Source organism: Streptomyces sp. NPDC086519 (assembly GCF_040686075.1).
Lineage (GTDB): Bacteria > Actinomycetota > Actinomycetes > Streptomycetales > Streptomycetaceae > Streptomyces > Streptomyces shenzhenensis.
In genome coordinates, this window is sequence record NZ_JBFBJL010000046.1 from 41181 (window position 1) to 66874 (window position 25694).

The window sequence follows — 25694 nt, forward strand, 5'->3', positions numbered from 1 at the left end:
CCACACCTACATGTCCACGAAGAGGAAGCAGACCATGGTCGACAACGCCCCGCGCGGCGCGGTGATCTCGCTTGGCGGCACCATCGCGATGACCGCCCAGGCAGAAGGCGGCGCAACGCCGACACTGTCAGCCGACGACCTCGTGGCAGCCGTACCAGGACTTGCCAAAACAGGCATCGAAGTGGAGGTTCACGACTTCCGCCGGCTCCCCGGCGCCTCGCTGTCCTTCTCCGACCTGCTTGAGCTCGCCGTCCTGGTGGAGACGCTCGCAGCCGACGGTGTCGACGGTGTAGTCGTCACCCAGGGAACTGACACGATCGAGGAGACCGCGTATCTGCTGGACCTCCTCACCACTGGAGACACGCCGGTTGTGGTGACCGGCGCCATGCGCAATGCCAGCATGGCCGGGGCCGACGGTCCCGCGAACGTGCTGGCCGCCCTCCGTGTCGCGACCAGCACCGAAGCACGCGGCACGGGTTGTGTGGTGGTGTTCGCTGAGGAGATCCACGCTGCCCGCTGGGTCCGCAAGACCCACGCAACGAGTCCCGCAGCCTTCACCTCGTACCCCGGGCCGATCGGCTACGTCGCGGAGGATCGTGTGCGGATCATGGCACGCCCCGCTCCCTCTTTGACGTTCGATCCCCGCAGTGCCACCGCGGCCGCGCGCACCGCGATCTACACGGTCGGCCTCGGCGACGACGGGGCTCTCCTGCATGCTCTGGGCGACCACGTCGACGGCCTGGTGGTCGCGGCCTTCGGAGCCGGCCATGTCCCGATGGCATGCGTGGACGGGCTCAACGATCTCGCGAAACGCATGCCCGTCGTCCTCGCTACACGCACCGGATCGGGCCCCGTGCTCCGGCACACCTACGGTTTCCCCGGCTCCGAGTCCGACCTGCTCGAACGCGGGCTGATCTCCGGCAGCACGCTGGACCCCGTCAAAGCGCGCATCCTGCTGCAACTGCTCCTGATGACCACGGCCGACAACGACCAGGTCGCCCAGGCCTTCAGCGCTCTCTCTTAACCGTCCCCACCATCTCGAGGACCCGTCTTGCGCAGCTACGAACTGACCACTGGGCGCACCTTCGCCGTGAATTTTGACCATGGAGACGACTTCTTCCCCACCCTTGCCGAGTTCTGCCGCCTGAACGGCGTCCGGCACGGCTACATCCCGATGTTCATCGCCGGCTTCGCAGAGGCTGAGATCGTCGGTGCGTGCGAAAGGCTCGAGGACCCCGAAGCACCGGTCTGGAGCAAGGTTCACCTGACCGGGGTGGAGGCCATGGGATGCGGGACGCTTGCCTACGCCCCAGAGACGGACTCGGTCCTGCCGCACATCCACACGTCGCTAGGGGAAAAGGCCCGGTCGGCCACCGGCCACACCAGCCATCTACTCAGCGCCCGCGTCCAGTTCCTCGTCGAGATGCTCGTAGTCGAGGTCACCGCACCGGTGATGACCCGCCCCAAGAACCCCAACCTCTACGACGTGCCCCTGCTGGCCTTCGGGGCGTGAGAGGCCTGAAGGGCGACCCGTAGGTGTGGCCCCTGGCAGGCGACTACGTCGATCCGTGCTCGCCCCAATTTGCTGTCCCGTGGGGCGGGCCCTCCGAGCAGATGGTTGGCCGCCCTGCGGGATCCGCGAGGGTCTCCGTGCGAACCCTCTGGAATTCCTGACCGATCCCTGTTCGGATCACAGGCACGTGTCGCGTGAGCAGCACGGTTGAGCATTTGAAGCGCGAATTCACCCGGGAGGTACGAGGTTGTGATCGGACGTCAGGGGACGTCGGGCTTTGCGACACGTGTGCCCTGGGGCCGCGCAGAGTTCGGCGGGAACGGTAGGGTGATCCCCAGCGTTGATCAAAAAGAAAAGTGGCCCCGTCTACCGGCCTTGAGCAAGCCGGGAGGGGCCACGTGGCCGACGGACCTTGTGAGAGGGGTCCGGAGGCCTGCCGAGCACCCTTTTCGCGAGAAGGAAGGTGCCGACGTGATCAGGGTACCCGTACCCGTCACCCGACACACCGCACCCCGCCGTGGGGTCAGCAGCCATGCCGGTTGCTGGTCCTTCGACGGGGCGTTCGTGCTGTCCGCGCGCACCCCGGTTCACCCCTCGGTTGAGGGGGGCGGGATGACGTAGGTCTGTGGGGGCGGCGCCCTTACGGGTCTTCATGCCGCCCCGGGTCGCTCAGCTTCAGGTGATTGGGAGTCACCTCGGCTCAGCGCCCATCTGCTACCGGAGAAGGCCTTTGGGAGGCCCCTCCGAAGGGATTGTCCGCCCGGTTGGGAGCCGGTTGGACGGTTCGACATCAGGTTTCAGCCCGAAACCAGAAGCACCACTCAGGGGCTTCGTCGTGCCACACGACCGAAGTCCCGTGACTGGAGTCATTGTGCATGACCTCGCTCGGGGTCGCCAGCTTTGGCGTCCCCGTGTACGGCCCTCCCACCCGTCGGATCGGCCACAAAGCCAGCCCGCCGTGGCCGACATCACACGATCTGGTGTCCCCGCCTGGACTAGGTCCGTCCCGAGCAACACCTTCACCCGGAGGCAGGCCTCGTCCGGCTCCAGCGTCATCCACAGGACCGCCGCTGCGCACTGGACTCTGTCCACAGTCTCTCGGCGTGACCATCCCCAGATGATCATTTCTGGTAAGTCAGCCGGGGCGGACTGGTGAGCGCCGTGGCGGCGTCGGCCGCTGCTGTGCCGGAGGTGCTGCGCCGGAGTGCGCGGCGTCCCGCCCTGCGGGCTGTGCCGATGGAGGCCGGCCCCGTGGTGGCACTGGAGCTGGGCAACCCGCTGCAGCTGACGGAGACGATGCGCACCCGGCTGCTCGCGGCGGTACGTGCACTGGTGTCGGCCCCGGCGATGGACGGGGCGTGTGACGCCACGCGGCTGGCGGCGGTGGTGCTGCTGGCGAAGGCCCGGGTCGCTGCCGACTACAGCACGGAGATCACTGCTGCGGAGCTGGGCCGGTGGCTCGGGCTGAAGAAGTCCCGCATCGCGCACACCGTGCTGCCGGAGCTGCGTGAGCGCGGCGTGCTCGGGTCGAGCGAGACGACCAGCGCGGCCGGGCGGATGACGGGCCTGGAGTGCCGGGTGATCCCGATGTACCGGGCGCAGCAGGCCGGGGACCGGCGGCACGTCCTGGCGCTGTCTCGGGTGGAGCTGGCGGTGCTGCTCAAGCTGATCGAGGTGCTGTTCGCGCCGGGCTGGACGCACAAGGACGGGCGGGTGACTCCGGCCGGGATGCTCGCGGACCGTACGGGGCGCGGCGCGGCCACCGACCGGCTCGGGCTGCTGCTGATGGTGCTGTCGACGAACTCCAACGGCTGGCTGCAGCTGTGCCCCGGATCGGTGGACACCGAGCGGGGCCGTCCGGCGGCGACGGTCGGCCGACTGCTGGGCTGCACTCCGTCGGGCGGAGCGAAGGTCCTGGCGCGGCTGGAGGAGCGCGGCACGCTGACGGTGGACCGGCGCGAGACGGCGTCGCAGATGAACGCGCGCAGCCGGGTGCGGCTGCTGCCAGTCGCCCAAGCGCACGGTCTGCTCGTGCGGGAGGCCCGCGAGGCTGCCGGTGCCGTGTTTTCAGACCTCGCCGGTACTGCATCCGGAGATCTTGAAGGCGCTGGGAAGGCCGCGCCCCCTGTGGTTACTGGGGTGGAGGGCACCGGGGAGAGCCAGGAGGCCGATATCGCAGACCTCGCCGTTGCTGCACACCTTCACACCTCTCACGCTTCTGGGGTTATTCCCGGTGGTTCTCCCTCGCTCTCTGGTGGGTTTTCCGGCGAAGGCCGCGATGGGAACGGTGATCGGCCGGAGCGCGCGTGCGCACGCGAGGACCGGGCCCCAGACGCTGCTGGCACTGACGAGCTGCGCCTGGTCGACGGCGAGGGCGGCCCGCTCCGCGGGGAACAGCGCGAGAAGTCCCCGTCGATGAGCAGCGAAAACGGCGGCCGCGGGCCAGTGGCTGGCGCTTCGGTGCGGCCCGTGGACAGTGCGGGTCAGAGCAGGCAGCAGCGAGGGAGGGTGCCGCTGCCGCCCGAAGACCTGCGGGTGATCTTGGAGCCGGTCCGGCTGGTGTGGGCGCGTCTGGAGCGTCCGGCCGCCCGGAAGCTCGTGGAGGCTGCGACCCGCATCGAGCTGGACCTGGTGGCGGGCTTCACGGGCCGGGCCGACGGGCCGAAGGTCCTCGCCGACCGGCTGGCCCGGCGCCTCGAGGACCAGCTGCGGCTGAGCGGTCCGATCAAGGACCCGGTGGGCTGGCTGGTCGGCCGGGGCCTGCCCCAGCGCCAGGAGTGCGGCGACAAGCGGTGTGACGAGGGCATACTGCTCGACTCGGGCCAGGACTGCCCGCGGTGCGAGGACAGGCGGGAGGGCCGCCGTGCCGAGCGTCACGCGGCTGCGGCCGCCGTGGACGCGGCGATGCCGTACGCCTCTCCGGAGGAGCGCCGTACGGCGACCGAGCGGCAGCTGCACGAGGACGTGACCGCCCAGGCATGGGCCCGCGAGCACCGCTGGGAGCAGGTCAGGGCCCGGCAGGCGGCGGCCGCCAAGGCCCGCACCAACGCCGCGGCCACGCACCCAGCCATCAAGGAGCCGGCCGACTCACTGACGCCAGTTGCGCTGCCCGCTCCCCGCCCGGCACCCGCGCCGGAGCCGGAGGACGTCGTCGTCGACCAGGAGCTGGTCCTCGAGGACCTGACCCGCGAGCAGGTCCTGGACTGGCGCACCCGCGCCGCCCGCGACCACGAGATCGTGTTCGCGCACATCGACCGGTACGGCGAGGTGTCGGCCAGGCGCCTGTTCACGAGCGCGTTCGTCGACCAGGTCACCCGCCTGTCCCGGCTCGGGCACCTGTCCCTCGGCTACACCACCTGGGAGCGGTCATGAGCGGCGGCGAGTTGTCGGGCGTCGACCTGGCACGGGTCGCGCTGCGGGTCGCGCTGGAGAGCGCGCGCAAGAACGGCGGCCGTACGGCGGCGTCGAAAGCGAAGCCGCGCACAGCGCCGGGGGCCCGGCGCGGCGGGCGCGAGCCGATGGGGCTCGGTGCCGCGATCGGCGCGCTGGTGACCGAGCGGGCCTGGGAGCTCCCGGCCGCCGGCGCGACGCTGCGGGATCGGTGGGCGGCCATCGCCCCCGAGCTCGCCGGGCACGTCGCCGCGGTGTCGTACGACCCTGACTCCGGCCGGCTCACAGTGTGCCCGGAGTCGACGGCCTGGGCGACGAAGATGCGGCTGGAGCAGCGCCGGGTCGTCGCGGCCGCCAATGAGGCCGCGGGGCGTACCGTCGTGCGCGCCCTGCGGATCCTGCCGTCCGGCGCCGTGCCCGCCCCCGATCCGGCCGACGTCGCCCCGGCAGCCCCGGCCGACGCCCCCACGGGCCCGGTCAGGACGCGGGAGACGGCGTGCGAGGGCTACCGCCGCGCGCTCGCCGCGCACCAGGAGGTCGCGGTGCCGTCCCGGGTGGACCCGGCATCGCGGAAGCCGTGGAGCGGCAGACCGCCGCGATGCGCGAGCTGAGCCGCCGCGCCTTCCCAGAACTCGAGGCGCCCTCGGAGGAGCAACCGGCCCCGATCGAGGCGGCCCGTGTCCAGCGCCGCCGTGAAGCCGAGGCCACCCGCGCCTTGGCGCTGCGCCGGGCCCGTGCCGAACGAGCGGCCCGCCAGGACGGCGGAGATAAGACGGCCTGCGTTGACACTGACCGCTTTCCGACCGTGCCACGTGCGTGCGCCCTGCCGATTGTCAGTGCCGCGCCCTACTGTCCCTTTGCTGAGGTTTCATGACAGAAGGGTGGTAGCGGGTGGCCAATACCGTCTGGCACACGAAGTTGCGGGTCTACCTGGATCTGATCCGGGATGATCTAGGACATCCGGAGTTACCGGATCTGTGGGAGACCGTCTACCGCACTGACCGGCTGTATGCCGCGCGTGGTGTGCCGGTGGCCGGGCGGGATCTGCAGTGCGGTGGCGTCTGCCAGGAGGCCGGGGTGGAAGCCTGGATGCACTTGCGGCTCCGTGCGGGGCGCCGGGAAGCCGTCCACGAGAAGGCCGAAGACGAGGAACGTCACACCCTGCCCATGAGCGACGAGCACAAGGCGTATCAGGAGCGCATTGTGCGGGTCGCGGAGGAGGACGGCTTCCGGGCCGACAGCGAAGTCCGCACGCGTGTGGGCCGCAGCTGGATCCAGACCGACACCCTCGTCGAAGGCGCCGACGGACGCCGAATCGGCTGGGAGGTACAGCTGTCGTCCGCAGGTGTGCACGGGCCCCGCAGCGTACGCGCCCGCGCGGCGAAGGCCGAGAAGAACGGGATCACTCCCGCCTGGCACACCGATCGGGCCGACTACGCGCGCCGCAACGACACCCAGTGGACCCGCAGCGACAACCTGCCCGCCTATGTCATTGCCAAGACCGGTGACCTGCGCGTCGTCTCCGGCTTCCGTGCCCTGGACTTCTGGCGCTGCGACGTCCGCGCCGTGTATCCCTGTCCGAACGGTGTGCGCCGGTGCGGCCGCTTCCACGCCACGCCCAAGCCGCGTGACGTCCTGTTCGACGACCTGGTGCGTCGGACGGCGGCCGGCACCATCGTGCCGGTGCAATTCCGTGTCGGCGGTACGACGCACCGCTTCTGGGTCACCGACGCCGACCGGGATCGCCATGAGGCTCTCCGCAGCGACGACACCCAGCTGCCGCCTGTACCGGAGCCCGACCCGTCTGCTCGTGCGAGTCGTAATCGGCCGACCTGCAAGCCGTCGCTTCCCGCCCTGAGTGCTCCGGCCGCCGGCCCGGAGCTCCCTGCGGCCGGGGTCCCGGCCCAGCCTGCTCCTACCGTTGCCGAGACGGCGGTCCAGTCCCGGGGAGGTGCTCAGCGTGGCCCCCATCCGGCGCTGCACCCAAGCGGCCTCCCCGATCAGCTCGTTGCGCTGCAGCAGACCGCCACCGACGCTCACCTCCAGCTCCAGCAGCTCGATGACCTTGAGGAGCGGGATCGGCAGCGCCGGGTATGGCTCGAAGCCGCTGTGGTGGTGCAGGCTGCCGTTACCCAGTACGCAAGGTCGAAGGGTCTCAATCGGTACGAGGTGGAAAGGCGGCTGCGACAGGTCGTCCGGCATCCGGAGACGCAGCCGGGCACGCCGCTGTAACCACACCTGGCACTCCGGTCGCGCCACACCGGCGCCGCGGAGGGGAAGGTTCCACCGCCTGCCGCGACCGGCTCGCCCAGCAGTCCAGCAGCGCCAGGAACTGAAGGCAGGTGTTCGTGCGCTTCCTCTCCCGGCTCGCCGCGATGCGCCGCCTGCAGCACGACCGTTCCGTCCTGCGGGAGGCCGGTGCCCCCGAGGGAGGCGGAGCAGGCGGCGACCAAGGCGCCCGTGCTCAAGTCGCCGTGTGCCGGGAGCCGGCGATCTGGGCGACCAAGCTGCGCTCGGAGCAGGCCCGCGTCGTCCAGGCGGCGGACGAGTCGGTGGGCCGCACGGTCGTGCGGGGCCTGCGGATCCTCGTGGCCGGGTCGGTGCCCGTGCCCGACGACGTGGCTCCGGCCGCTGCGCCAGAGAGGCCAGTGAGGAGCAGGGAGAGGACGTGCGAGGGCTACCTCGCGCGCTCGCAACGCACCAGGAGGCCCGCCCGGACAGCCGCCCGCGAGCTGAACAGCCCGCGGCTGCACCGCCGAGCAGATCGCCGCCCTCCTGCGCACCTGGAAGCCCCGATCCGCGACTCTCGCGTCCGGGCCGTCGCTGGCGATCTGCGGCGCAGCACCATCCCCGTACGGGGCAGTCGGTCGTCAGTGCGCTCTCACGCCGGTGATGTGCCTCCAGACGTGGCCTGCTCGGCCGGTTGGTCCAACTGCTGCTGCCGGCGGCGCTGCTCGTTGCGCAGGTCCTCCACGGCCAGGGTGAAGACGGCGAGCGCTTCCTGGTCCTGCTCGGGGCCGAAGACGCCGTACTTGCCGACACCGAGGGCAAAAGCGTTGGCTTCTTCTTCGATGGCGTCAGCGGTCTGCTGGAGGAAGTAGCTGCGCTCGCGGTACTTGTAGTAGCCGGTGAAGGCCGCCGCGAGGGTGATGGCGAAGCTGATGGTCACGATGGTGACGTTCTGCCAGGTCAGTTTGTCACCGGAGTCCAGAGCAGCCACTGTGGTCGTGGCAGTGGATCCGATCATGATGAGGGACTGCAGGGTGTTGTGGACGGCTCGGTAGCGGCGGCTTTCCGCCTGGTACTGCTCGATGAATCCCGCGACGTCCTCGCGGTACAGACTGCGCCGCTCCCCGAGTGACGGATAGACGAGGGTGCTGTAGAACCGCAGCGCCTCCCGGTTGGAGTCGAGTTCATCCTCCAGTTCAGCTCGTGATGGCAGATCTCGGTGCCGAAATCCGACACCCCAAGCCGCCGCAGCAGCGAGGACCAATGCGGCTCCGCAGACGATGTCAGCCTTCACATAACGGGAGGGCGATCCCCACCGCAGCAGGGTCCAGCTTGCGGCGGTGACCACGGCCACCGCCGCAATGGCGGCAGCCCAGCGGCGTATTCGGTTGATCAGACGCCGGCGCGCGAGCTCCCGCTCGCCCCGCCGCCCCTCGCGTCGCAGGGCGCGTACTTCGGCGAGCTCTTCGTCACGCGCCTCTCTCTGTTCCGCAGAGAGGTGTTCATCGGCTGCTCTCATCCGGCTGGCTGCGTCATCGTCGAAGCTGCGGGGCACGCTGCGGCTGCTCCTCTTCTCACCGGACGGAGGGGGTCAACAGATTGGCCGGCCGGGTCACGGGCCGACTTCCAGGTGGGTGCGGCGGGTCAGCACGAGGTCCCGCCACCGCGCGCGAACGACATCAGCGCCGTCGACCCACTGGGCGCCGGCTGTCTCCTGGACGGTCAGGTTCGCCATGTAGCAGGCGATGTCGGCGTAGTAGGCGTAGTCGCCGCCGATCGTGTTCGCCTGGATCCGGGCAACCGTTGCGGCCGCCTGTTCGTGGTCGGCGCGGACGGCGTGGTGGAAGGCGAGGGTGAGGTCCAGGGCGAGCTCGAGGTAGGCCACGCCCGCTGTACGGATCTCGGTGCGCAGGACCTGGGCTCGGTCGTCGACGTCGGCATCGGTGCGGCCGGCGTCGCGGGCGAGCGCCGCGATATGGGTGATCAGGGTGGTGGCGCGCAGATCCACGCCGGCCAGCAGCTGCTCAGCGAGGGCGAGTTCATCGTCGACGACGTCCGGGTCGGTGAAGGACAGTGCGAAGGCGCGGTGTGCCTGGCTGTTGCCGCGCTCACCGGTGACACCGTGGTGTTCGGCTTCGTCGCGTGCGGTTGCGTACGCGGCGGCGGCGCGGTCCATGTCGCCGTGGGGCCACCAGATGTCGCCTTCGACGCGATGGTGGCGGCCTTCCCAGCCCAGGGTGTAGGCGGTGGCCAGAGCGGTGGGGAAGTCGCCGGCCATCCGGGCGAGATGGGCCAGTCCGCGGCGGGCAGCGGGGGCGAGTCGGCCTTGGCCGTCTGCGACGGCCTGCATGCCGGCGCGGGAGGCCGGGCTGTCCCCGAGGTCGCGGTGGGCCTTGGCCCGGTAGTACAGCGCCATGTCTTGAAGGTCGTCGGGGAGTAGGCGGCTGTCGATGACCGTGGTGAGGCGGTCGACGGTGTGCGAGCGGTGCTGGTGCTGGCGGCGGGCGAGCGCGCTGAGGAGTTCGACCAGGGCGTCGGCGGCCGTGTCCAGTCCCGTGCTGCCGGTGTCGGGTGGGGCGAGGGGTTCCCACACAGAGTCGCCGACGTAGGTCCAGGCGGCGGGCGTGAGCCAGCCGAGGTCCAGTCGGTGGTCGCGGGCGAGGCGCAGGCCCTGGCGCAGGAAGGCGATCAGCAGGAGCCGGTCCGGTCCGGGTGCGGCCTGGTGTTGCTCGCCCAGGGCGGTGAAGGCCCGCTGGGCGGCCTGCTGCCAGTCGGTCTCGGTCCAGCGGTCGTCGGTGGTGTCTTCGGCGTTACGCACGGCGGAGCGGATCAGGCCGTGGAGGTGGAAGGGCCACAGGCTGAAGGGATTGTCGCGGACGAAGGGCCGCTCGGTCAGCCGCTGGGCGGGGCCTTCGTGGGCGAGGCCTGCGGCCCGGGTGGCGAGGGGGACGTCGAAGGCGTCCAGCAGGCTCACCGAGCGCAGGACGTGGCGTTCGTCGGGGGTGAGGTCGGACAGGGTGCGGGAGACCAGGGCGGGGAAGTCGTGGTCGAAGTCGGCCGGCTGCGGGGTGCGGCCGCTGCGGCGTAGCTCGAGGAACCGGGCGACGGACAGATCGAGGTACAGGGGCAGGCCGTGCGAGCGGGCGGTGATGATCTGCCGGATGGGCTCGCCGATGAGGGGCTGGCCGTCGCGGGTGAGGCGTCGGGCGAGGTAGTCGTCGCAGTCCTCGGGGGAGAAGTCGCCGATCAGCACCTGCCGTGCCGCGCCGGTGTGGGTGGGGGTGCGGGCTGCGGGCACGGCGGTGTGGGCGAGGCCGGGCCAGGCGGCGGGGCCGGTGTAGTCGAGCTGTCCCTGCAGCGCTGGGTCGGCCCACTGCAGGCGGGAGCGTCCGGTGATCACCCAGAAGGCGTTCGGCAGCAGCCACACCGTTCGCTGGATCAGCCGCTCCAGATCACGGCGGGTGCGGTCGCCGATGTCCTCGAATGTGTCGAGCAGGATGACCGGCACGACCTTCTTGCCTTCGGGGAGTCGGGCGAGCTCCCAGGCCAGCAGGTGCGGGTAGAAGGACAGGGTGTCCAGGTCGGGTTCGGCCTCCAGCAGGTCCGCCAGCCGGGCGCAGCCCGCGAGCGCGCGTACGGTCTGGCGGCGTTCGCGCAGCGCACCGATGAGGGCGCCGGTGACCTGGCCGACGACCGAGCCGATGGTGCCGGGCAGCATGAGCGCCTGGGCGACGTCAGCGAGCGCGGACTGCATCTGCTGGGGCAGCGCCTGCCCGAACCGGGAGCCGAGACCGGCGCGGCGCAGGTACTCCTCCAGCGGTTCGCCGGGATGGTTGGCCTCCCAGTAGCGGCGCAGCGCCAGGTCGAAGGCGGGCAGCGGACGCCCGACCTTGGTGAGGGCGGCCCGGACGGTCAGCACGATCTGCTCGAAGTCGGTGCCGACGGAGCGGGCGAGGTCGATACGCACCGGCAGGATCCGGTCGGCCGGCCAGCCCGGCGCGCCCCACTGGGTGGGGCGGTGTCCGGCGTCGGCGAGCGCCGCTTCCAGCGTCCTGGACAGGGTCGTTTTACCGATGCCGCCGACGCCGTGGAAGACGAGCACGTGACTGCGGGGCGCCTCAAGGTCCTCGGGGTCGAAGCCGGGGGAAGCGACGTGGTGGAGGTGCTGGGTGAGCGCGGCCGCGACCGTCTCCCACTGCGTCTGCCGGTTCGTGAACGCCTCGGCGGCCTGCACGCTGCGGTCGTTCGTGCTGAACAGTGCCCTGAGATCCCGGCCGCCTGTCACATCCACCCCCGAAAAATGATCACTCGCAGGTCAACCTATGCCCGCCCTGCGGGATTTGGGGAGTCCGCCCCGCTGCCACGGCCCGGCCGGACGACGGATTCAGGCCTGCCCGCACCTCGGAGCGCCGTGGCGGCACCGAACCGGGCCGACGGGCCGGGAGGACAATGACCCATCCGATCAAGATCAGAACAATGAGGGGTTTGCCATGCCCGGTACACCGGATCAGCCCGATTTCTCCGGCCTGGGCGGAGGCGAGGACCAGCATGCGGCCGACATCGTGCAGGAGGTAGTGCACTGGTACACCGAGCAGATCGCTGCCGAGCGGCGGGCCCCGCTGCCCGATGAGGAGCGCCTTGCGCAGCTGACGGCGGGCCGTACGGCCGCCTACCAGGACCTGCAGCGTCTGGAGGATGCCGACTCGGAGGAGGAGGACCGCCTTGCTGCGCTCTACGCGGCGCGGCTGAGGGAGCTGGAGTCGTAGACCGTCCGCGGCAGGGGCAGCAGCCGTATGTCCGGGCGGTGCGCGGCGATCCGCAGACGTTGGAACCCGGCGGGCATCAGGGGGCGGGCCAGGGCGGCGATGTCGTCCAGTTCGTCGCGGTGCTGGGGCAGGGCCTTGCGCAGTCCTTGGTAGAGCTGGATGAAGTGGGCGGCTTCCTGCTCGGTGTAGGGGCGCTGCCGTTCGGCGGTCAGCGCCCATGGGGCCCTGCCGGGTGCGGCGGGCTGCTCCTGGCGCAGCAGGGCGTCGCCGTCGCGGCGGATCACCGTCACCGCGGTGATGGCCGGGTGGGTTTCGGCGGCCGCCGTGAGGTCGGCGACGGCCCGGTAGCAGCGGTCGTGCCCGGCGCGGGTGGTGAACCGTCCGGTGATTCCGGCTTGCAGGGCCCGGGCGTAGCGCAGGGCGGTGGCCAGGCGGCTGTCCGCTTCCCGCACGGCCAGCACCACCAGCTCCACCGGGTAGCCGGCCCGGGAGCAGGCGAGGGCGCTGTCGAGGACATCGTCCGCGCCGCCCGGGGCGGACTCGATGAGCAGGTCGCCGCGCCGCGTGCGCACATACTCTTCCGCCTGAGCGAACCACGCTTTGTAGTCGGTGCGGATGGCCGCGCCAGCGCCGCGGGGATCCTGACGGAGCATCTGGCGGTAGTCCGGATGTGCGGCCTTGAAGTCGTCGCCGACCAGCTTGGTCGTGCCGGGCCGCATCGCGCGCCGGACCATCCTGGCGGCCAGCAGCTTGCCCGCCCCGGGCTGGCCGATCACGTACACGGCGCGCGGATCGTCCCGGGGCGTGACGTTCGCCAGAACGGTCGGGGTGATCAGTTCGTCGAAGATCCAGCGGTGTTCGTCGGCGGACAGCCGGTGGTAGGCGACCCCGGGCGGCGCCGCGGTGGGCTGTGCGGTGCGGCGGACCGGCTCGGACCAGGCGGCCGCGCGTTCGCTGTCGCGCTGTACAGCCAGGCGCCTGTCCTCTTCGGTCAGCTCGGTGTGCACGCGCCGGTCGGTGCGGGCGAGTTCACGTCGGAAGACGGCAGTCTCGGGGGCCGTCCATGGCCGTGCCCGTTCCACCCGCACCGCCCGGTCCGCCGCGGGGCGGCGACGCCAGTCGCCGTCGGGCGTGAGCTCGTTGGCGTACAGCAGAGTGCCGTCGCGCCGTACGACGGTGACGCGGTCGGCGAGCTGTTCGGCCTCGATGACGGCCAGGGTGTTCAGCAGGTTCTTCGCGCAGCTGTCGTGGTTCTCCCAGGACACGTACCGGCCGCATCCGGCGGCGGCCTCGGTGAGAAAGCGGTCCACGATGCCCAGTTGGCTCAGAGCTTCGGAGGTGGCCACGGCGACGACCTCGATCCGGTGGCCGACCGCGCGGTAGGCGCTGGAGGAGTCGCGGAAGTCGTCCGAGTCGGCGAGCGCCGACTCCACCACGGCGTCGAAGCCCATCTCGCGGACGTGGGCTTCGACAGCGGCCTGCCACCGCACGGTGTCGGGGCGAACCAGAGCTCCGGCCGTACGGACGTCGGCCGCGAGGGCGTGGGCGTAGTGACGGTGGACCGGCTTGTACAGGTCCCGGCCGACCCGCACCGCGCCACCGCGCCGGTCCAGCACCGCCTGGACGAGGTCGGCGATCCACGTCTTACCGGCGCCTGGCTGCCCGGCGACGACGACCACGACCGGCCGGGGCTGGGCGACGGCGTCTTGAGTCGCAGCCGGGAGGATCACGCGGTGCAGCACGTCGAAGCTTTCCTGCTCGGAGAGCACGACCGAGCCCCCATCTCGTCCTGGCACCACGCCTCCTGTCTCCCGCCACGCGCTGCGCGATCAACGTAACATCATGAGCGATCTATGCGCGAATTAATGAGCGATCCAATGCGCGATTGGTGTAGGGTGTCTAGTGGAGGTGAGCTCTGTGCCCACTGAGAACGAGCTGCTCAGCAACGTGGACGCGTTGCTGGAACAGGTCGCCCAAGACGACCTGCCGCCGCCTGCCGAGCGCAGGCGTCTACGCGAGGCTGCCGGGCTGAGCCAGGCTCAGGTCGCGAAGGCTCTCGACACTCGCCGTGAGGCGGTCGGGAACTGGGAGGCCGGCCGGACCGAGCCGCGGCCGCCGCAGCGCGCCGCCTACGCGAAGCTCCTGGAGAAGCTGGCCGAACGCTTCCCCGCCCCCGACGGCGATGCGCCCGGCGAGCCCGCTGTGCCGGAGACGTTCGCTGCCGAACCCGCCCCGGCGGCACCGGCCGGGACTGTGTCGGCGCCGGACGCCGCGAAGCCGCCCGCCCGACCGGCGGCGAGCACCACCAGGCCCACGTCGACGTCGCGGCGCCCGGGCGCGAAGAAGGCCGCAGCGAAGAAGACCACCACGGCGGCCGCCGTGGACCCGCGCTTCGAGAACGGCCCGCTGGCAGTCGTCGACTGCGAGGACGGGCACGTGTCGGCGTACTGCGTCGGCGGCCTGGTCCTAGACGTGCCCGCCAAGTCGCTGCCCGCCCTGGTCGACTGGACCATCACCGAGGCGAAACTCGGTCAGCCCCGGCTGCACCGCAACGGCCGCGACGCCGACCCAATCCTGGTCCTCACCCCGGCCGCGCTGGAGCGCTACGGCCTGCCCGCCACGCTCTCGGATGAGGAGCGGCGCGCGGGCCGGCTCAAAGACAGCCACAAGGTGGTCAAGCAGCTCCAGCGCGCCGAACTCCAGCTCACCCAGCGCGGACTGGGGCCCTGGGCGCGCGTCTTCCGCGACCCAGAGGGCTCGAGGCGGCGCTGCGTGCAGCTGTGCATCCCGGCGTGGAACGCGCTGGACGCCCGCGAGTGGGACAAGAAGGACGACCCGCAGCTGCCGGGCATGCACCCGGCCGACCTCGCCCGGTACCTCGGCACGTACGCGCAGCGGGTGATGACGCCGCGCGGCACCACGTCGACGACCGGCCTCGAGCTGATGACCGCGCTGCGCCCGCCGACCCGCGCGGAAAAGGACGAGGCCACCGGCACCTTCAAGCCCGCGAAGAACGCGGACGCGCTCACGGCGGTGTACGAACACGTGGAGTGCGAGGTCCCGGACGAGCACCCCAAGCTCAAGGGAAAGTTCGAGCGCCACCACCTGCGGACCCCGGCAGAGATGCTGATGGAGGAGCCGTACGACTGGTGCCGGCCGCTGACCGACGACGAGTGCATGCTGCCGTACCTGGTCGCGATCGACGTCAACATGGCGTTCGCGGCCGCCACCAACGGACTCACCGTCGGCCTGGGCGCCCCCACCCACCTGACCGGCAACCCGGCGTTCGACCCCAAGGTCCCCGGCTCGTGGCTGGTCGACCTCTCCCACGTCGACCTGTCCCGCGTGCAGACCGGCGGCCGCACCCTGGACGCCGACCTGCTGCCCTCGCCGTTCACGCCGAAGGGCGAACGCCCGACCGGCCCGGCCTGGTACGCCACGCCGACCGTCGCGTACGCGCAGGAGCTCGGGTTCGAGGTCGCCCCGATCGAGGCGTGGGTGCGGCTGGAGTCCGGGCGCTACCTGGACCCCTGGTACAACCGGCTGCGCGACGCGTACATTGCGACGATGGCCGACCTCGGTGTCACCACGAAGATGGGCGGCCAGGAGTTCCTGGACGCCATGGCGGTGCACAAGCAGGCCGACCCGACGATGGCGCTGCTGCTGAACGCGATCAAGTCGACCGCGAAGGGCGGCATCGGCAAGCTGCGCCAGCGCAGCCGGGGCCAGGTGCCGTACTACGAGGAATGGCCGGCGCTGAAGCGTGAGACGTGGCGCCCCGACATCCGGGCCGCCGTCCTGGCCACCGTCCGGATCGGGATGCACCGCAAGATCCTCAAGACCGCCGCCGCGACCGGCCGCTACCCCGTCGCGATCGGCACGGACTGCATCGTCTACCCCTCCAGCGGGCCGTCCCCGCTGGACGTACTGCCGTACACCGACGAGGGCAAGCCGGTGCCGGGCACGTTCCGGCTCGGTGTCTCGCCGGGCATGGTCAAGCACCAGGGCACCCAGACCGTGCTGTGGGCGGAAGCCCAGTTCGAAGAGGCCGGCGCCGTGTTCAACCTCGCCAACCTCATCAAGACCGACCAGAGCGCCGGAGAAGGGGAGTAGCCGACCATGGCCGACTCGATCGGGGACAGCCTGGACGCCGCTCTGGAGGGGGCCTTCACCCGCCGCATCCCGCAGAGCGCCCAGGCGCAGATGAAATACCTGGTCAAGCAGCTCAAGGGCACCAAGGCCGCCGCGGACGCCCTCGGGATCTCCCAGCGCACCGTGGAGCGGTACGTCACGGGCAAGTTCAAGCGGCCCCGCCGCGACCTGCGCGACCGCATAGAGCGTGAGGTCAAGAAACGGTGGCAGCCACAGATCCGGGCGAAGGCCAGGAAGAAGGCCACGAGCACCGGCGGCCTGGTCGTCTCCACCCGCGCCCGCTTCGGGTTCACCGCCGCGCCGGGCACCACCGACGACGCCCGGATCCGCGACATCACCCAGGCCCTGCCGCCCCGCTGGGCAGACCGGTTGTTCGAGGCCCGCGACGCAGGCGCCAACGAGCGGCAGCTCCAGCGCATCGCCGCCGAAGGCCTTGCGGAGATGTACTTCCGCAACAACAACACCCGCGCCCACGGCCTGGGCGTGGAGTTCACCGACGTGGAGCACATCCAGATCGAGCTGTAGTTCAATCCCCGCCAAAACGCCTCGTCCCCGGCATTGAAGCTGCCGGGGACGAGGCGTTTCGCATCCTACGGGGACCAGCCTGTGACGTGGCCCATGGTCGTTTTTGAGACCGCCTGGGACTCGGCGAAACTCACTTCTCCTCAGCAAGGCTCACTCCCCATCGCCGCTGTCAGACGGCCGGAATCGGAACAGACGACTGAACAGGGGTGCGATAGTTCTTCCGCCCCGGGGGATCGGCAGAAGTCTCAGCGCCGTGCTTGACCAAAAGAGTGACACGCATCACAGAATGTAGATTCCGACCTGCTGTTTTCCGCCCGGCAGCGTACTGAGGCTGTAGCCAGACTGTAGATCAGAAACCTCGTTAAACGCTGTGCTCAGGCCGCGAGTTACAACGTCTAGATCACCCCTCGATAGACTCTCAGAACGCGAAAGGAGCCCTGCGCCCCAACGGGTTTCCTAGGCCTCAAGTTGGGAGGGCTCCTTGCGCGGTGTCCCCAAACGCAAGAAAACGAAAGGAACGCCGTGACCGAGCCTAGCGTGAATTCACGATCCGTGAACAGATGGCTGGCATCCACCCGCAGTCACCTGCGGAAATGGGCTGGCCGTGGTGAACACACTGTTCACCACCACTTCCTCCACGGGATGGCCTACAAGTTGGGCAGCGGCGCCGTGACGCTGCTGATCCTGTGGTGGAAGACACGTCACTGAGCACGATGCGGGCCCGCAGTCTTCTACGGGCCCGCCCCCCTCACCAAGGGGCCAGGCGGCCGGAGTTCGGTGGGCATGAGGCCGTGTACCGCCTGGGCAGGAGGCCGAGCGCAGGGCCTTGGTGTGGGGACGAGGAGACTCGTGGGGTCAGGAGCTGATGGCCTTGCGTGCCGCGTCGACGAAGTCGATGCGAGCCTGGATGAAGCTGTCTCTTACGGCACCGACCTCGGTATTGGCGCGCTCGCTGCTGTAGGCGAGGAACGGCTCGGTGACGTTGGCCATCTGCGGCGCCAGCGCGGTGAGGCGAGGGAGTTCCTCCATGACTCTCAAGCCCAGAGCCTCCATCTGCGAGGCCCATACGGCCCCGGCGAAGAACCCGGTCACCGGGTCCAGAGGGGTGGCCGCGAGTTCGTCCGCCAGGGCGAGGTGCTGCTGTATGTCGTGCATGAGCCGGAGAGCCCCGTGCAGATGATCCGTCACCGCGGCCAGGGACTCCAGCAGAGGACTCAGCCCAGGGGGCAGATCCCGGCGGTCCACGTCGGCGGGCAACGGGTTCTGAAGCGTGTCGCGGAAAGTGGTGAAGATGCCCGTCATCACCGGGGCGGCCGAAGCGATCGCGGCCAACTGCTGATCAAGGCCGATCTGCTGGCCTTCTTCCACCGCCCGTACCATGCTGCGCAGTTCGACCAGGGCCATAACCGCAAAGTACGGCTCGACGAGCGCGGTGAGTTCCGGGTCCCCTGCCACCGCCCGGCGCAGGTCGTCGAGAGCTGCCGACGCCGCCGGTGGGTCGTCGAGGGAAACGGCCAGCCGGGCCACGTCGGTGGCAACGGCACTCCATCGCAGGGTGGTCTCAGCGCGTGCGCTGAACTCGGGTAAGCCGAGCGGGGCGGCGAGCCGGGCGTAGGCGGTATCCAGATCGTCCAGCGCGGCCTGCATGCCTTGCTGGTCCACGCTGCTCGCCTGCAGGGCGGCTCCGATCACCGAACTCTGTACTGCCGCGGCATCCAGGTGCAAGATCGCGCCAGTCACCTCCACCGCCGCGCTGTACAGCCCCTGGCCGGCCACCGTCAGCTCGTCCGGCCCGTGTATGGCGACGGCGGGCAGGGCGTCGTGCATCAAGCGCAGCGCCGCGCGCAGCGGCTCGTATAACGCCGGATCAAGGCGCTTCCGGGACTCGATGTCACGGCGCCGGGTATGCGCGTAGGCCGGACGCGCCACCGCCTCCCAGGCCGCGTCGGCCGACTCGATGAACTCGGTGGCGCCGTCGGCGAGCTGGCTGGAGGCGCTCTGGCGCTGGGTGCGTAACCACTGCGTGTGCTGGTCTTCGGCTTGTCTCCGGGCGACACCGCGCCCGACGGGGTAGGCGATCGCGGCGGTGACGAGGGTGGTGGGCACGCCGATGAGGGCGGCGAGGATCGTGGAGTCCATATCCGGCGATCATCGCTTACCGTCATGGCCCTGTCACCGATCGGGATGGGTCTGTGTATCACCAGAGCGCCGGAGGACGACGTCCGGCAACTCGCGGGAGCGCGCGGCCGGGATGAAGAACAGCCCGGCCATGCCCAGCCCGGTGAGCACGAGGCTCAGCAGACCGGAGGGCACCGTGGGATGGTCGACGGCCGCGACGCCGCAGAACACCGACACCGCGGCGATGAACAGCAGCACCGTCAGGGGCCACCGTTCCCGCAGCGGGGACGCCGCACGGTCCACCACGCTCGCCCACCACGTGTCACCGACCAGCACGCACAACACCACGGCGGCCGCCGGGATCAGCGTCGGCAGCGCCCAGCGGATGACGTCGCCGGCGGGCAGCCGGTGCTGCCCGGTCAGGTAGCCGACCCGCACCAGCCACACCACATACACCGGCACGGCAACCACGATCAGCACCCACAGCGCGATCCGCAGCGCCCGCCCCGTACCCCGCCCGCACATCCCGCCCCCTCCGTCGTCTGGCCGGAACGTACTGGCGGCCAGCCCGTGCCCGCCAGAGCGCATTCACCGCCACGGTTGGCCGGTTCCTCCTCCGGGCGCCTGGAGCCACTGGCGTGGACAGCGCCCCGGCTCGCCGTTTTACGGCCGCCGGCCAATATGGTCGTGGGCCCGGGACTGCACGACGGACCGGGCACCGCGGAAGCGCGCCTGGGCACCTCGTGTCCCAGGCAGCCATGCCAGGAGTCCGTTCCGGCGCAGGATGGTTCGCTCTTCCGGCGTGCGCCCCTCGATCGGGTGACGGCGGATCGGTTGTGCCCGGAATCGACACCAGCCGACGGGAGTACGACGTCTGACGCCCATTCAGCAGGGCCGGATGTGATGTGCGCCACCCATTCCGAGAACCTTCAATGCAGAACTATCGACCTTTCTTGCATTAACCCAGCTCAGAAGGCACGTACCGAACAGGAGTACCCAATGAACACTCACGTTCCGTTCGTGAAGGTGATCTGTGAGTAATAATTTCCGGGGGGTGCATGAGTCTCACGCCCCGAAAATCGACAGGGTGGTGCTCAAGAGCCCAGGCCAACTGAGCTCCCGCACGGGCAAGTTGACCTGTGCCATAACCTGCTCCGGTCCCCGTCACGCAAGGGCCGGCGCTCGCACCGCCTGGAGGCTCCATGGGCATCGGCGACGTCAGCACTGACGCCTCGCCCCAGGACGGCGGCCACGGCCAGCCCGTCCAGGCCCCTCCCGATCTGCCGCTCGACTTCGAGGGCTTCTACCTCGGACACCAGGAGTTCTTCCACGACTTCGCGGAAATCCACCTCGGCAGCCGCCGGGTGGCCGAGGACGTGGTCCACCTGGTGTTCCTGGAGATCCTCGGCAGCTGGGAGCAGCTGCTGCAGCAGGTCGACCTCGAGCAGCAGACCCTCGCCGTCCTGCACCGGGGCGTCACCCGGCGCCTTCAGGCCGACGGGCGCCCGCCGGCGTTCCTCATCAACGGCCCGATAGCGAAGAACCTTGAGGCCGTCCGCAAGCAGCTGGAGCTCGACAGCCGCGCTGGAGGCCTGTACGAGGCGATTCTCGAACTGCCGCCCCGCCAGTTCACCGTCATCGTCCTGCGCCACCTGCTCGGCTACCCCACCAAGCGCATCGCCCGCTACATGGGCCTGGACACCCGCACCGTCGACTACCACGGCCGCAAGGGCAAGGAACGCCTCCGTGTCCGGCTGGGACTGCCCGCCCCGGCCAAGACCCCCAAGAAGGGAGCGGGACAGTGAGCCCCATCGACGAACTCCTGGCCGACGCACGCATCCCCACCACCCCCCGCGACGGCTTCGACGTCGGCGCCGCCCTGCGCCGCCTCGCCCACGACGCAGCCGCCGCCAAGACCGAACCCGACCCGCACATGGCACACTCTGCCCAGGCCGGGCAGCGGCTGTCCGTGGTGTGCCGCTGGATCCTCAACAAGCCCGATGCCGCCGACCACGTCGACCGCCTCGCCCAGGAACCCGCAACCCTCCAGGACGACGGCTCCCTGGACGTCGACGGCGCCCTCATCTTCGCCTGCCTGCTCCACCTCACCGGCCACCCCGAGAGCGCCCAGTTCTGGTGGCAGCTCGCCGCCGGCGCCGGCCACCGCGCCGCAGCGTACTGCCTGCACCTGCACCACCTCGCCCTCAGCGAGATGCGCGAGTCGCGGCACTGGCTCCACCAGGTCACCGACGACGTCCTAGATCCCGAGGCTCCCGACTCCACCTTCCTGTACTTCCTGGAGGCCGTCGCGACGTACGTCCGCAGGACCGGCCTGAGCATGGCCAACCCGCCCACCGCCGGCCTCGAGATGGAAGTCGACCGCCTTGCCACCACGGAGACCGGCCCGTGCATCATCGTCCGGCGCCCCGACCAGCGCCTCGCCGACCACCTCCACGACTTCACCCGCCGCTGACCCCAGGTCTCCGTCGGTGCCCTGGCCGCTTCCTTCCCTTCAAGACATTCACGGCTCAGCACGACTCGGCGCAGCTCGGCAGGACTCGGTTGGCCTTGGTGAATCCGGCTGTCCGACGAGCGACGGCTCAGCGACACCGTGGCAGCCTGTGGCACGACCGTGAGTGCTCAACTCCAGGTCGTTCACGGCTGCTTGTGAAACCGCGGTCGCGCACGTACATTCCACCGCCACGAGCCGAAGCAAGGTTTCTGAGCACGGCATGTGACAGCCTGTGGCCGACGTCACATAGCGGCAGGGCTCAAGTCCCTGACCTTTGGATTTCTGGGGCATCTGGTCGCTTGAGGTCGCTACTGGTCGCTACTGGTCGCTAGGAAACGAACCAGAGTCAGCGACTTGCCCCCGAGGGGCACCAGCTGTCAATGCCGCTCATTAGACTTCCAGAACACGCAAAAGGAGCCCTACGGCCCCAACGGGTTTCTCAGGCCACGAGTTGGGAGGGCTCCCTGCGCGGTGTTCCAGCACGCCCATAAACGAGAGGAACTCCGTATGGACGAGAGTAACGCGAAAGACCAGCCTGAGCACCAGTCCCGGTGGGACCGGCAGCGCACTGCCATCATCCGCCACCTGCGAAAAGGGATCGGCCGACAGGGACAGATCGTCTCCGGCGAGTTCCTGAAGGGCGCCGCGTACAAGCTCGGCAGCGGCGCGGTGACCGTGATCATCCTGTGGTGGGAGACCCGGCGCTGATGCCCCGGCGGGCTCACCCCGGTGGGCCCGCCAGAAGCTGCCGCTCATACGATCTTGGACGGCAACTTCTACGTCAGGCTCTCCCATTCGACCTACCGGGCACCTTCTATGTCTCTAGGCTATGCCCCGTGACGGGGTGCCATCAGGAGCGGGAGAGCTGGTGGGATCAGTATGAAGACGTGCCGTACCGGAGCCAGCTCCGAACCGCGGACCTGACTGACATTGCGCACGGCTACGTCGTCCAACTCGTCTCCGGTGGCGGCAAGACCGTCATGGCGGGAGCACTGCTCGCCCTCAAGTTGCGCGCGGAACGACGCCGCAAAGAGATCAAACAGCAACGGCAACAGCTTGAGATAGATCGGCGTGTCTGTCTGCGGCTGCGCAGAAGCGCCCTGCTGGATTCCACGCCGCCACTCTTGGTTGCTGTCCCGAAGCTGGAGTCGGCGAAGGTCACCGTGGACTTGAACCGCGGCAATTCTTCGCTGCCCTGGTGCGACGAAGAGTGGCCGCGAAACGTATCGCTCGACGCTCGCCTGGCCCTGGAAGACGCTTTCCAAGCACTGGTCTCCGAGGTGGCGGGCGCGTTCCTGACGCGGACTCTGTGCGGCCACCACTACGAGTTCCTGGACTCTGTGCCTCCGGTGGCGTCATCGCCGTGCGGAGTGCTTCGGCTGTGCAGCTCGCATGTGCCCCGGGCCCCGGGCGGGAGCGGACATACGTCAAACCTGTCCGTAGAGGACGCCCTGGTCGGGTAGGTGTACGCGATCTCGGGCGTCCATCCCTTCCCGAGGTTCACGTGACGATCTCCTTACCTGAGGCCATAATGCACACATTTGCCTCCTCTCTTCCCGAATTTCTGGGGAGCCTCATGGCTACCTCCGTACTCGCAGCTGCCAGCTGGGGCGCTCGGAAGTTTCGTGCACGCAGCCGTATGAGACAGGCCGACGTTCTCCAGCCTGCTCGTGAGGCCGAAGACGACGAAGGCCAGCCGATGGCGTAGCACACGCTGTGGGCCATCCGAGCAGTGCGGACGGCCCACAGCACAGCGCGAACCTCGGAGGGGGCTCGAGGGGGCACCGAGTGACCGCCTTCTCTCAAGGACTCTCCGAAAACTCGCCGTCAGAGGAGTGTTCCGCGCCCCACGGAAGGCTCGCCCATGCTTCGTCCAGGATCGGATTGATGACGGGCCGTCCGTCGGCGAGGGCCCGCAGGGACCATCCCGCGGCCGGTGGCTGCTCGATCCGGGCCAGGATCGCCTCCTCCAGAGTGGGGTCCGTCGCGACGACCGCGTCCTCCAGTTCGCTTGCCGAGGCCACCACCGTCGGCACATCCGTGGCCGGCAAGACGTTCCGGAACTCGGGTGTGTTGACCAGGTGGTACGGCTCCATCGTCATCACGATTCCGAACATCGGCCGATCGTGAGGGATGTGGGCGAACTTCGGGTGCCGGTCCCGGATGAGCTTCGCAGTGTTCGGGATCTGCTTCCCGATGGCCTTGCCCAGCTTCTGGTTCAGCTCTTCGCCGAACGTCTGCTGCGGCCCGAGCCGCAGGCCTGCGGTGGGCCGGGCCGACTTGGCGTCCAGCAGCAGCACGAGGCCGGGCAGGACCACGATCCAGTCGACGCTGTTCTGTCCGCCGCCCTTGCCGTAGGCGATCTCGGGATGGACCTCGGCATCCGGGAGCAGCCGCAGATGCCGGCCCACGTACTGCTCGAACAGCTCGCCCAGGTCTCCCGCGAACCGCTCGAACGCCTTGCTGCCGCTGCCGAAGTGCTCTATCCCCGTGTAGTAGAGGCCCATCGGGCTGACCTTGCCCAGCACCGCGGGCGTCACCGGGACCAGGTAGTCGCACCCGAAACCCCGCACCAGGGGCCTGGAGCGCAGCGGGTTGGGCGTGTACCGCCGCATCAGCGGGTCGGACGAGATCAGTCCTGCGGCAGCACGGGCCCGTTCCTCCTCTGCCCCCGTGGCGAAGTGCTGCTCGAGGACCGCCTTCACTACAGCACGGCTCGTGAGCTCCTTGAACACGGCGAGCTCGTTCTCGGGCACCCAGTCCAGGTCGACCCGGCCCTGCCGGTGGATCGCCACGGTGAACAGCATCTGCCCCAGCCCCACGTAGTCCGAGACGGGGCAACCCAACACCTCCTGCTCCCAGCCGTCGACGAGGGCGTTCAGCGGTTTCGTCGGCTCGGTCTGGACCAGCAGCGCCACGCTGCGGGCGAGCTCGGAGAAGTCGTCCTCCTGCCAGGTGAACTGCTGCCCGGCCATCCGCAGCAGAAATCCCGACAGCCGCTCACCGACGGGCAGGTGCCGGTAGAGGTCGTCCAGCGCCACGTACTGGGCGAGGATCTCCTCCAGGTCGTCCACGGCCGCCAGCCGCTGCCGATGCTCGTTCCCGCGGGTCAGTGACACCCACGCGGCGTCGGCGAACGCCCACGGCCGGTATAGCCCCTTGGCGCTTCGGTGCCGGTTCAGCCTCACCCAGTCCTGCTGCCAGTCGACCTTCGTCGGCAGCAACGAGCTCACCTGCGCGATCAGAGGCAGCAGCGAACTGGGCGGGTGACGGCGGACCCGCTGGACGTACTCGCGGTCGGAGATGGGGAATCTGGACGAACGGACCATACGCACGATTCTCCCCGCGTCGGCCCGCCGGACAGGCAGCATTTTCCCTGCCGCAGATACTCAGCCGTGCGAGGGGAAGCCGCGCTCGATGCCGTGCAACAGCGGCTCCAGCTCCTGGACGGCGCCGCACAGTGTGCACAGCTGAACGCCTACCTTCTCGGCAGCGTCCAGGACTTGGTCCACCGTCAGCACGGGTGCGCCCTGCGATGCCTCTTCACAGTCGGGGACATACACGAGGCCGCGGTCGGGTCCGCGCTGGCCGTCCAACTTCTGCAGGACCCAGCCGGTCGGGCGGCGCGGTCCGAGGATCATCCATTGGGCAGCGCTCTTCACCCCCAGCCTGGACGCCTACGCCTACCGCGAGTTCTGCTGGGGCGCCGACCTGAAGCGCACGGATACCGGCTAGGGGCTGCTCCTGACCTTCGACGATGACACCTAGGAGGAGTTCACCGCCGTCGTCGACGATGTCGAGTACGTGCGGCTCCTCTCGCAGTCCTCCGGGGTCGCCGTGCCCGCCGACCAGGTCGCCCACGTCCTGCGCGACTGACCGGATCTGCGTCCCGAGGCCGGCACCGTCTGGCCCTGATGTGCACCGCGACTGGTCAGGCTGCCGGTCCGGCCGGTTCGCCGCGCAGCAGGTCGGGGCGGGCGTCGGCGAGGGCGAAGGCCCGCTGGAGTCCGGCCACGAGGACGTCGTCGATGCGATAGCGCCGTGCTCGTTCGTCCCGTTGGAGGAGCGGACCGGCGCCGTCCGGGCCGGTACGGCGCTGTACCGCCTTGACGCTGGTCAGGGTGCCGCCGATCTTCGATGGCGGGATCGGCAGCGTCGGATGGTCGGCGAAGTGCTGCTGCACGTCCTCGTACGAGGTGGCGCCGCCCAGCTCGGTGATCCTGCGCAGGATCGCCCGGGCCCCGGGCACCAGCGAGGCGACCATTTGGAACAGCAGCTGGTCCGTCCAGCCGTCGGCAAGGTCGTCGTCGGCGAGGTCCTGCGGGCCCGGACGCGGGTCCGCGGCCGGCGCGTCCGGCCAGGCGACCGGAACGTCCGGACGCAGCCCGTACGCGGCCTGGACCGCGGCGATCGCCTGCTCGTAGGTGTCCGTCGCCGTGTCGATCGTCAGCCGCACGACGCCCCCTCCTGTGATGATATGCCCGCCTCC

General features: G+C 69.8%; 20 protein-coding genes. 12 read left to right on the forward strand and 8 right to left on the reverse strand.

What is annotated here, in order from left to right:
* The first annotated feature begins 34 nt into the window (after nucleotides 1-34).
* The 5 genes from AB0P24_RS33625 to AB0P24_RS33645 all read left to right on the forward strand — a co-directional run bounded on the left by AB0P24_RS33625 (nucleotide 35) and on the right by AB0P24_RS33645 (nucleotide 7135).
* Nucleotides 35-1024, forward strand: a complete 990-nt coding sequence (locus tag AB0P24_RS33625; RefSeq protein WP_365800695.1) for an asparaginase — start codon at nucleotides 35-37, stop codon at nucleotides 1022-1024.
* Nucleotides 1025-1051: 27 nt separating this feature from the next.
* On the forward strand, nucleotides 1052-1513 hold the full coding sequence (locus tag AB0P24_RS33630) for a DUF296 domain-containing protein (RefSeq protein WP_365800697.1): 462 nt from the start codon (nucleotides 1052-1054) through the stop codon (nucleotides 1511-1513).
* A gap of 1152 nt (nucleotides 1514-2665) precedes the next feature.
* A complete protein-coding gene (locus AB0P24_RS33635; protein ID WP_365800699.1) occupies nucleotides 2666-4885 on the forward strand; it encodes a hypothetical protein in 2220 nt (739 codons plus the stop codon).
* Complete coding sequence (locus tag AB0P24_RS33640; RefSeq protein ID WP_365800701.1) at nucleotides 4882-5514, forward strand: DciA family protein; 633 nt, start codon at nucleotides 4882-4884, stop codon at nucleotides 5512-5514. Before AB0P24_RS33635 ends, AB0P24_RS33640 begins: the two co-directional genes overlap by 4 nt.
* Before the next feature lie 280 nt (nucleotides 5515-5794).
* Complete coding sequence (locus AB0P24_RS33645) at nucleotides 5795-7135, forward strand: hypothetical protein (protein ID WP_365800703.1); 1341 nt, start codon at nucleotides 5795-5797, stop codon at nucleotides 7133-7135.
* A 649-nt stretch (nucleotides 7136-7784) separates the two neighbouring features.
* Here AB0P24_RS33645 and AB0P24_RS33650 read toward each other — a convergent pair.
* Together AB0P24_RS33650 and AB0P24_RS33655 are read right to left on the reverse strand one after the other, a co-directional pair.
* The gene (locus tag AB0P24_RS33650) at nucleotides 7785-8687 is read right to left on the reverse strand and encodes a DUF4231 domain-containing protein (protein ID WP_365800705.1); all 903 of its coding nucleotides are present in this window, start codon (nucleotides 8685-8687) and stop codon (nucleotides 7785-7787) included.
* A gap of 57 nt (nucleotides 8688-8744) precedes the next feature.
* A complete protein-coding gene (locus AB0P24_RS33655) occupies nucleotides 8745-11417 on the reverse strand; it encodes an ATP/GTP-binding protein (RefSeq protein WP_365800753.1) in 2673 nt (890 codons plus the stop codon).
* A 205-nt stretch (nucleotides 11418-11622) separates the two neighbouring features.
* Here AB0P24_RS33655 and AB0P24_RS33660 point away from each other — a divergent pair, with 205 nt between their 5' ends.
* Nucleotides 11623-11898 (forward strand): hypothetical protein, encoded by a 276-nt coding sequence (locus AB0P24_RS33660; RefSeq protein WP_365800707.1) that lies wholly within the window; start codon nucleotides 11623-11625, stop codon nucleotides 11896-11898.
* Here the strand turns inward: AB0P24_RS33660 and AB0P24_RS33665 are convergent.
* Nucleotides 11865-13694 (reverse strand): zeta toxin family protein, encoded by a 1830-nt coding sequence (locus AB0P24_RS33665; RefSeq protein ID WP_365800709.1) that lies wholly within the window; start codon nucleotides 13692-13694, stop codon nucleotides 11865-11867. The two genes, AB0P24_RS33660 and AB0P24_RS33665, sit on opposite strands and share 34 nt — an antisense overlap.
* A gap of 121 nt (nucleotides 13695-13815) precedes the next feature.
* Between AB0P24_RS33665 and AB0P24_RS33670 the strand changes: the two genes are divergently transcribed.
* Together AB0P24_RS33670 and AB0P24_RS33675 are read left to right on the forward strand one after the other, a co-directional pair.
* Nucleotides 13816-16011 carry a helix-turn-helix transcriptional regulator gene (locus AB0P24_RS33670; RefSeq protein WP_365800711.1) on the forward strand — a complete coding sequence of 732 codons (2196 nt, stop codon included), beginning with the start codon at nucleotides 13816-13818 and terminating at the stop codon, nucleotides 16009-16011.
* Between the two features lie 6 nt (nucleotides 16012-16017).
* Nucleotides 16018-16575: an XRE family transcriptional regulator gene (locus AB0P24_RS33675; protein ID WP_365800713.1), complete on the forward strand. Its 558-nt coding sequence runs from the start codon at nucleotides 16018-16020 to the stop codon at nucleotides 16573-16575.
* Nucleotides 16576-17430: 855 nt separating this feature from the next.
* On the opposite strand, the gene AB0P24_RS33680 is transcribed toward AB0P24_RS33675, so the two are convergent.
* Together AB0P24_RS33680 and AB0P24_RS33685 are read right to left on the reverse strand one after the other, a co-directional pair.
* Nucleotides 17431-18714, reverse strand: a complete 1284-nt coding sequence (locus tag AB0P24_RS33680; RefSeq protein WP_365800715.1) for a hypothetical protein — start codon at nucleotides 18712-18714, stop codon at nucleotides 17431-17433.
* A gap of 33 nt (nucleotides 18715-18747) precedes the next feature.
* The gene (locus AB0P24_RS33685; RefSeq protein WP_365800717.1) at nucleotides 18748-19218 is read right to left on the reverse strand and encodes a hypothetical protein; all 471 of its coding nucleotides are present in this window, start codon (nucleotides 19216-19218) and stop codon (nucleotides 18748-18750) included.
* A 677-nt stretch (nucleotides 19219-19895) separates the two neighbouring features.
* On the opposite strand from AB0P24_RS33685, the gene AB0P24_RS33690 reads away from it, so the two are divergent.
* The 4 genes from AB0P24_RS33690 (at nucleotide 19896) to AB0P24_RS33705 (ending at nucleotide 22668) form a co-directional block, all read left to right on the forward strand.
* A complete protein-coding gene (locus AB0P24_RS33690) occupies nucleotides 19896-20498 on the forward strand; it encodes a sigma-70 family RNA polymerase sigma factor (RefSeq protein ID WP_365800719.1) in 603 nt (200 codons plus the stop codon).
* On the forward strand, nucleotides 20495-21166 hold the full coding sequence (locus tag AB0P24_RS33695; protein WP_365800721.1) for a hypothetical protein: 672 nt from the start codon (nucleotides 20495-20497) through the stop codon (nucleotides 21164-21166). Before AB0P24_RS33690 ends, AB0P24_RS33695 begins: the two co-directional genes overlap by 4 nt.
* Nucleotides 21167-21712: 546 nt before the next feature.
* A complete protein-coding gene (locus AB0P24_RS33700) occupies nucleotides 21713-21913 on the forward strand; it encodes a hypothetical protein (protein ID WP_365800723.1) in 201 nt (66 codons plus the stop codon).
* Nucleotides 21914-22041: 128 nt separating this feature from the next.
* Nucleotides 22042-22668 carry a hypothetical protein gene (locus tag AB0P24_RS33705; RefSeq protein ID WP_365800725.1) on the forward strand — a complete coding sequence of 209 codons (627 nt, stop codon included), beginning with the start codon at nucleotides 22042-22044 and terminating at the stop codon, nucleotides 22666-22668.
* A 339-nt stretch (nucleotides 22669-23007) separates the two neighbouring features.
* Here the strand turns inward: AB0P24_RS33705 and AB0P24_RS33710 are convergent, their stop codons facing one another.
* From AB0P24_RS33710 to AB0P24_RS33720, 3 genes are all read right to left on the reverse strand, one after another.
* Complete coding sequence (locus tag AB0P24_RS33710) at nucleotides 23008-24534, reverse strand: hypothetical protein (RefSeq protein ID WP_365800727.1); 1527 nt, start codon at nucleotides 24532-24534, stop codon at nucleotides 23008-23010.
* A gap of 60 nt (nucleotides 24535-24594) precedes the next feature.
* A complete protein-coding gene (locus AB0P24_RS33715) occupies nucleotides 24595-24846 on the reverse strand; it encodes a DUF6233 domain-containing protein (protein ID WP_365800729.1) in 252 nt (83 codons plus the stop codon).
* A gap of 290 nt (nucleotides 24847-25136) precedes the next feature.
* The gene (locus tag AB0P24_RS33720; RefSeq protein ID WP_365800731.1) at nucleotides 25137-25661 is read right to left on the reverse strand and encodes a hypothetical protein; all 525 of its coding nucleotides are present in this window, start codon (nucleotides 25659-25661) and stop codon (nucleotides 25137-25139) included.
* Nucleotides 25662-25694: the final 33 nt, after the last annotated feature.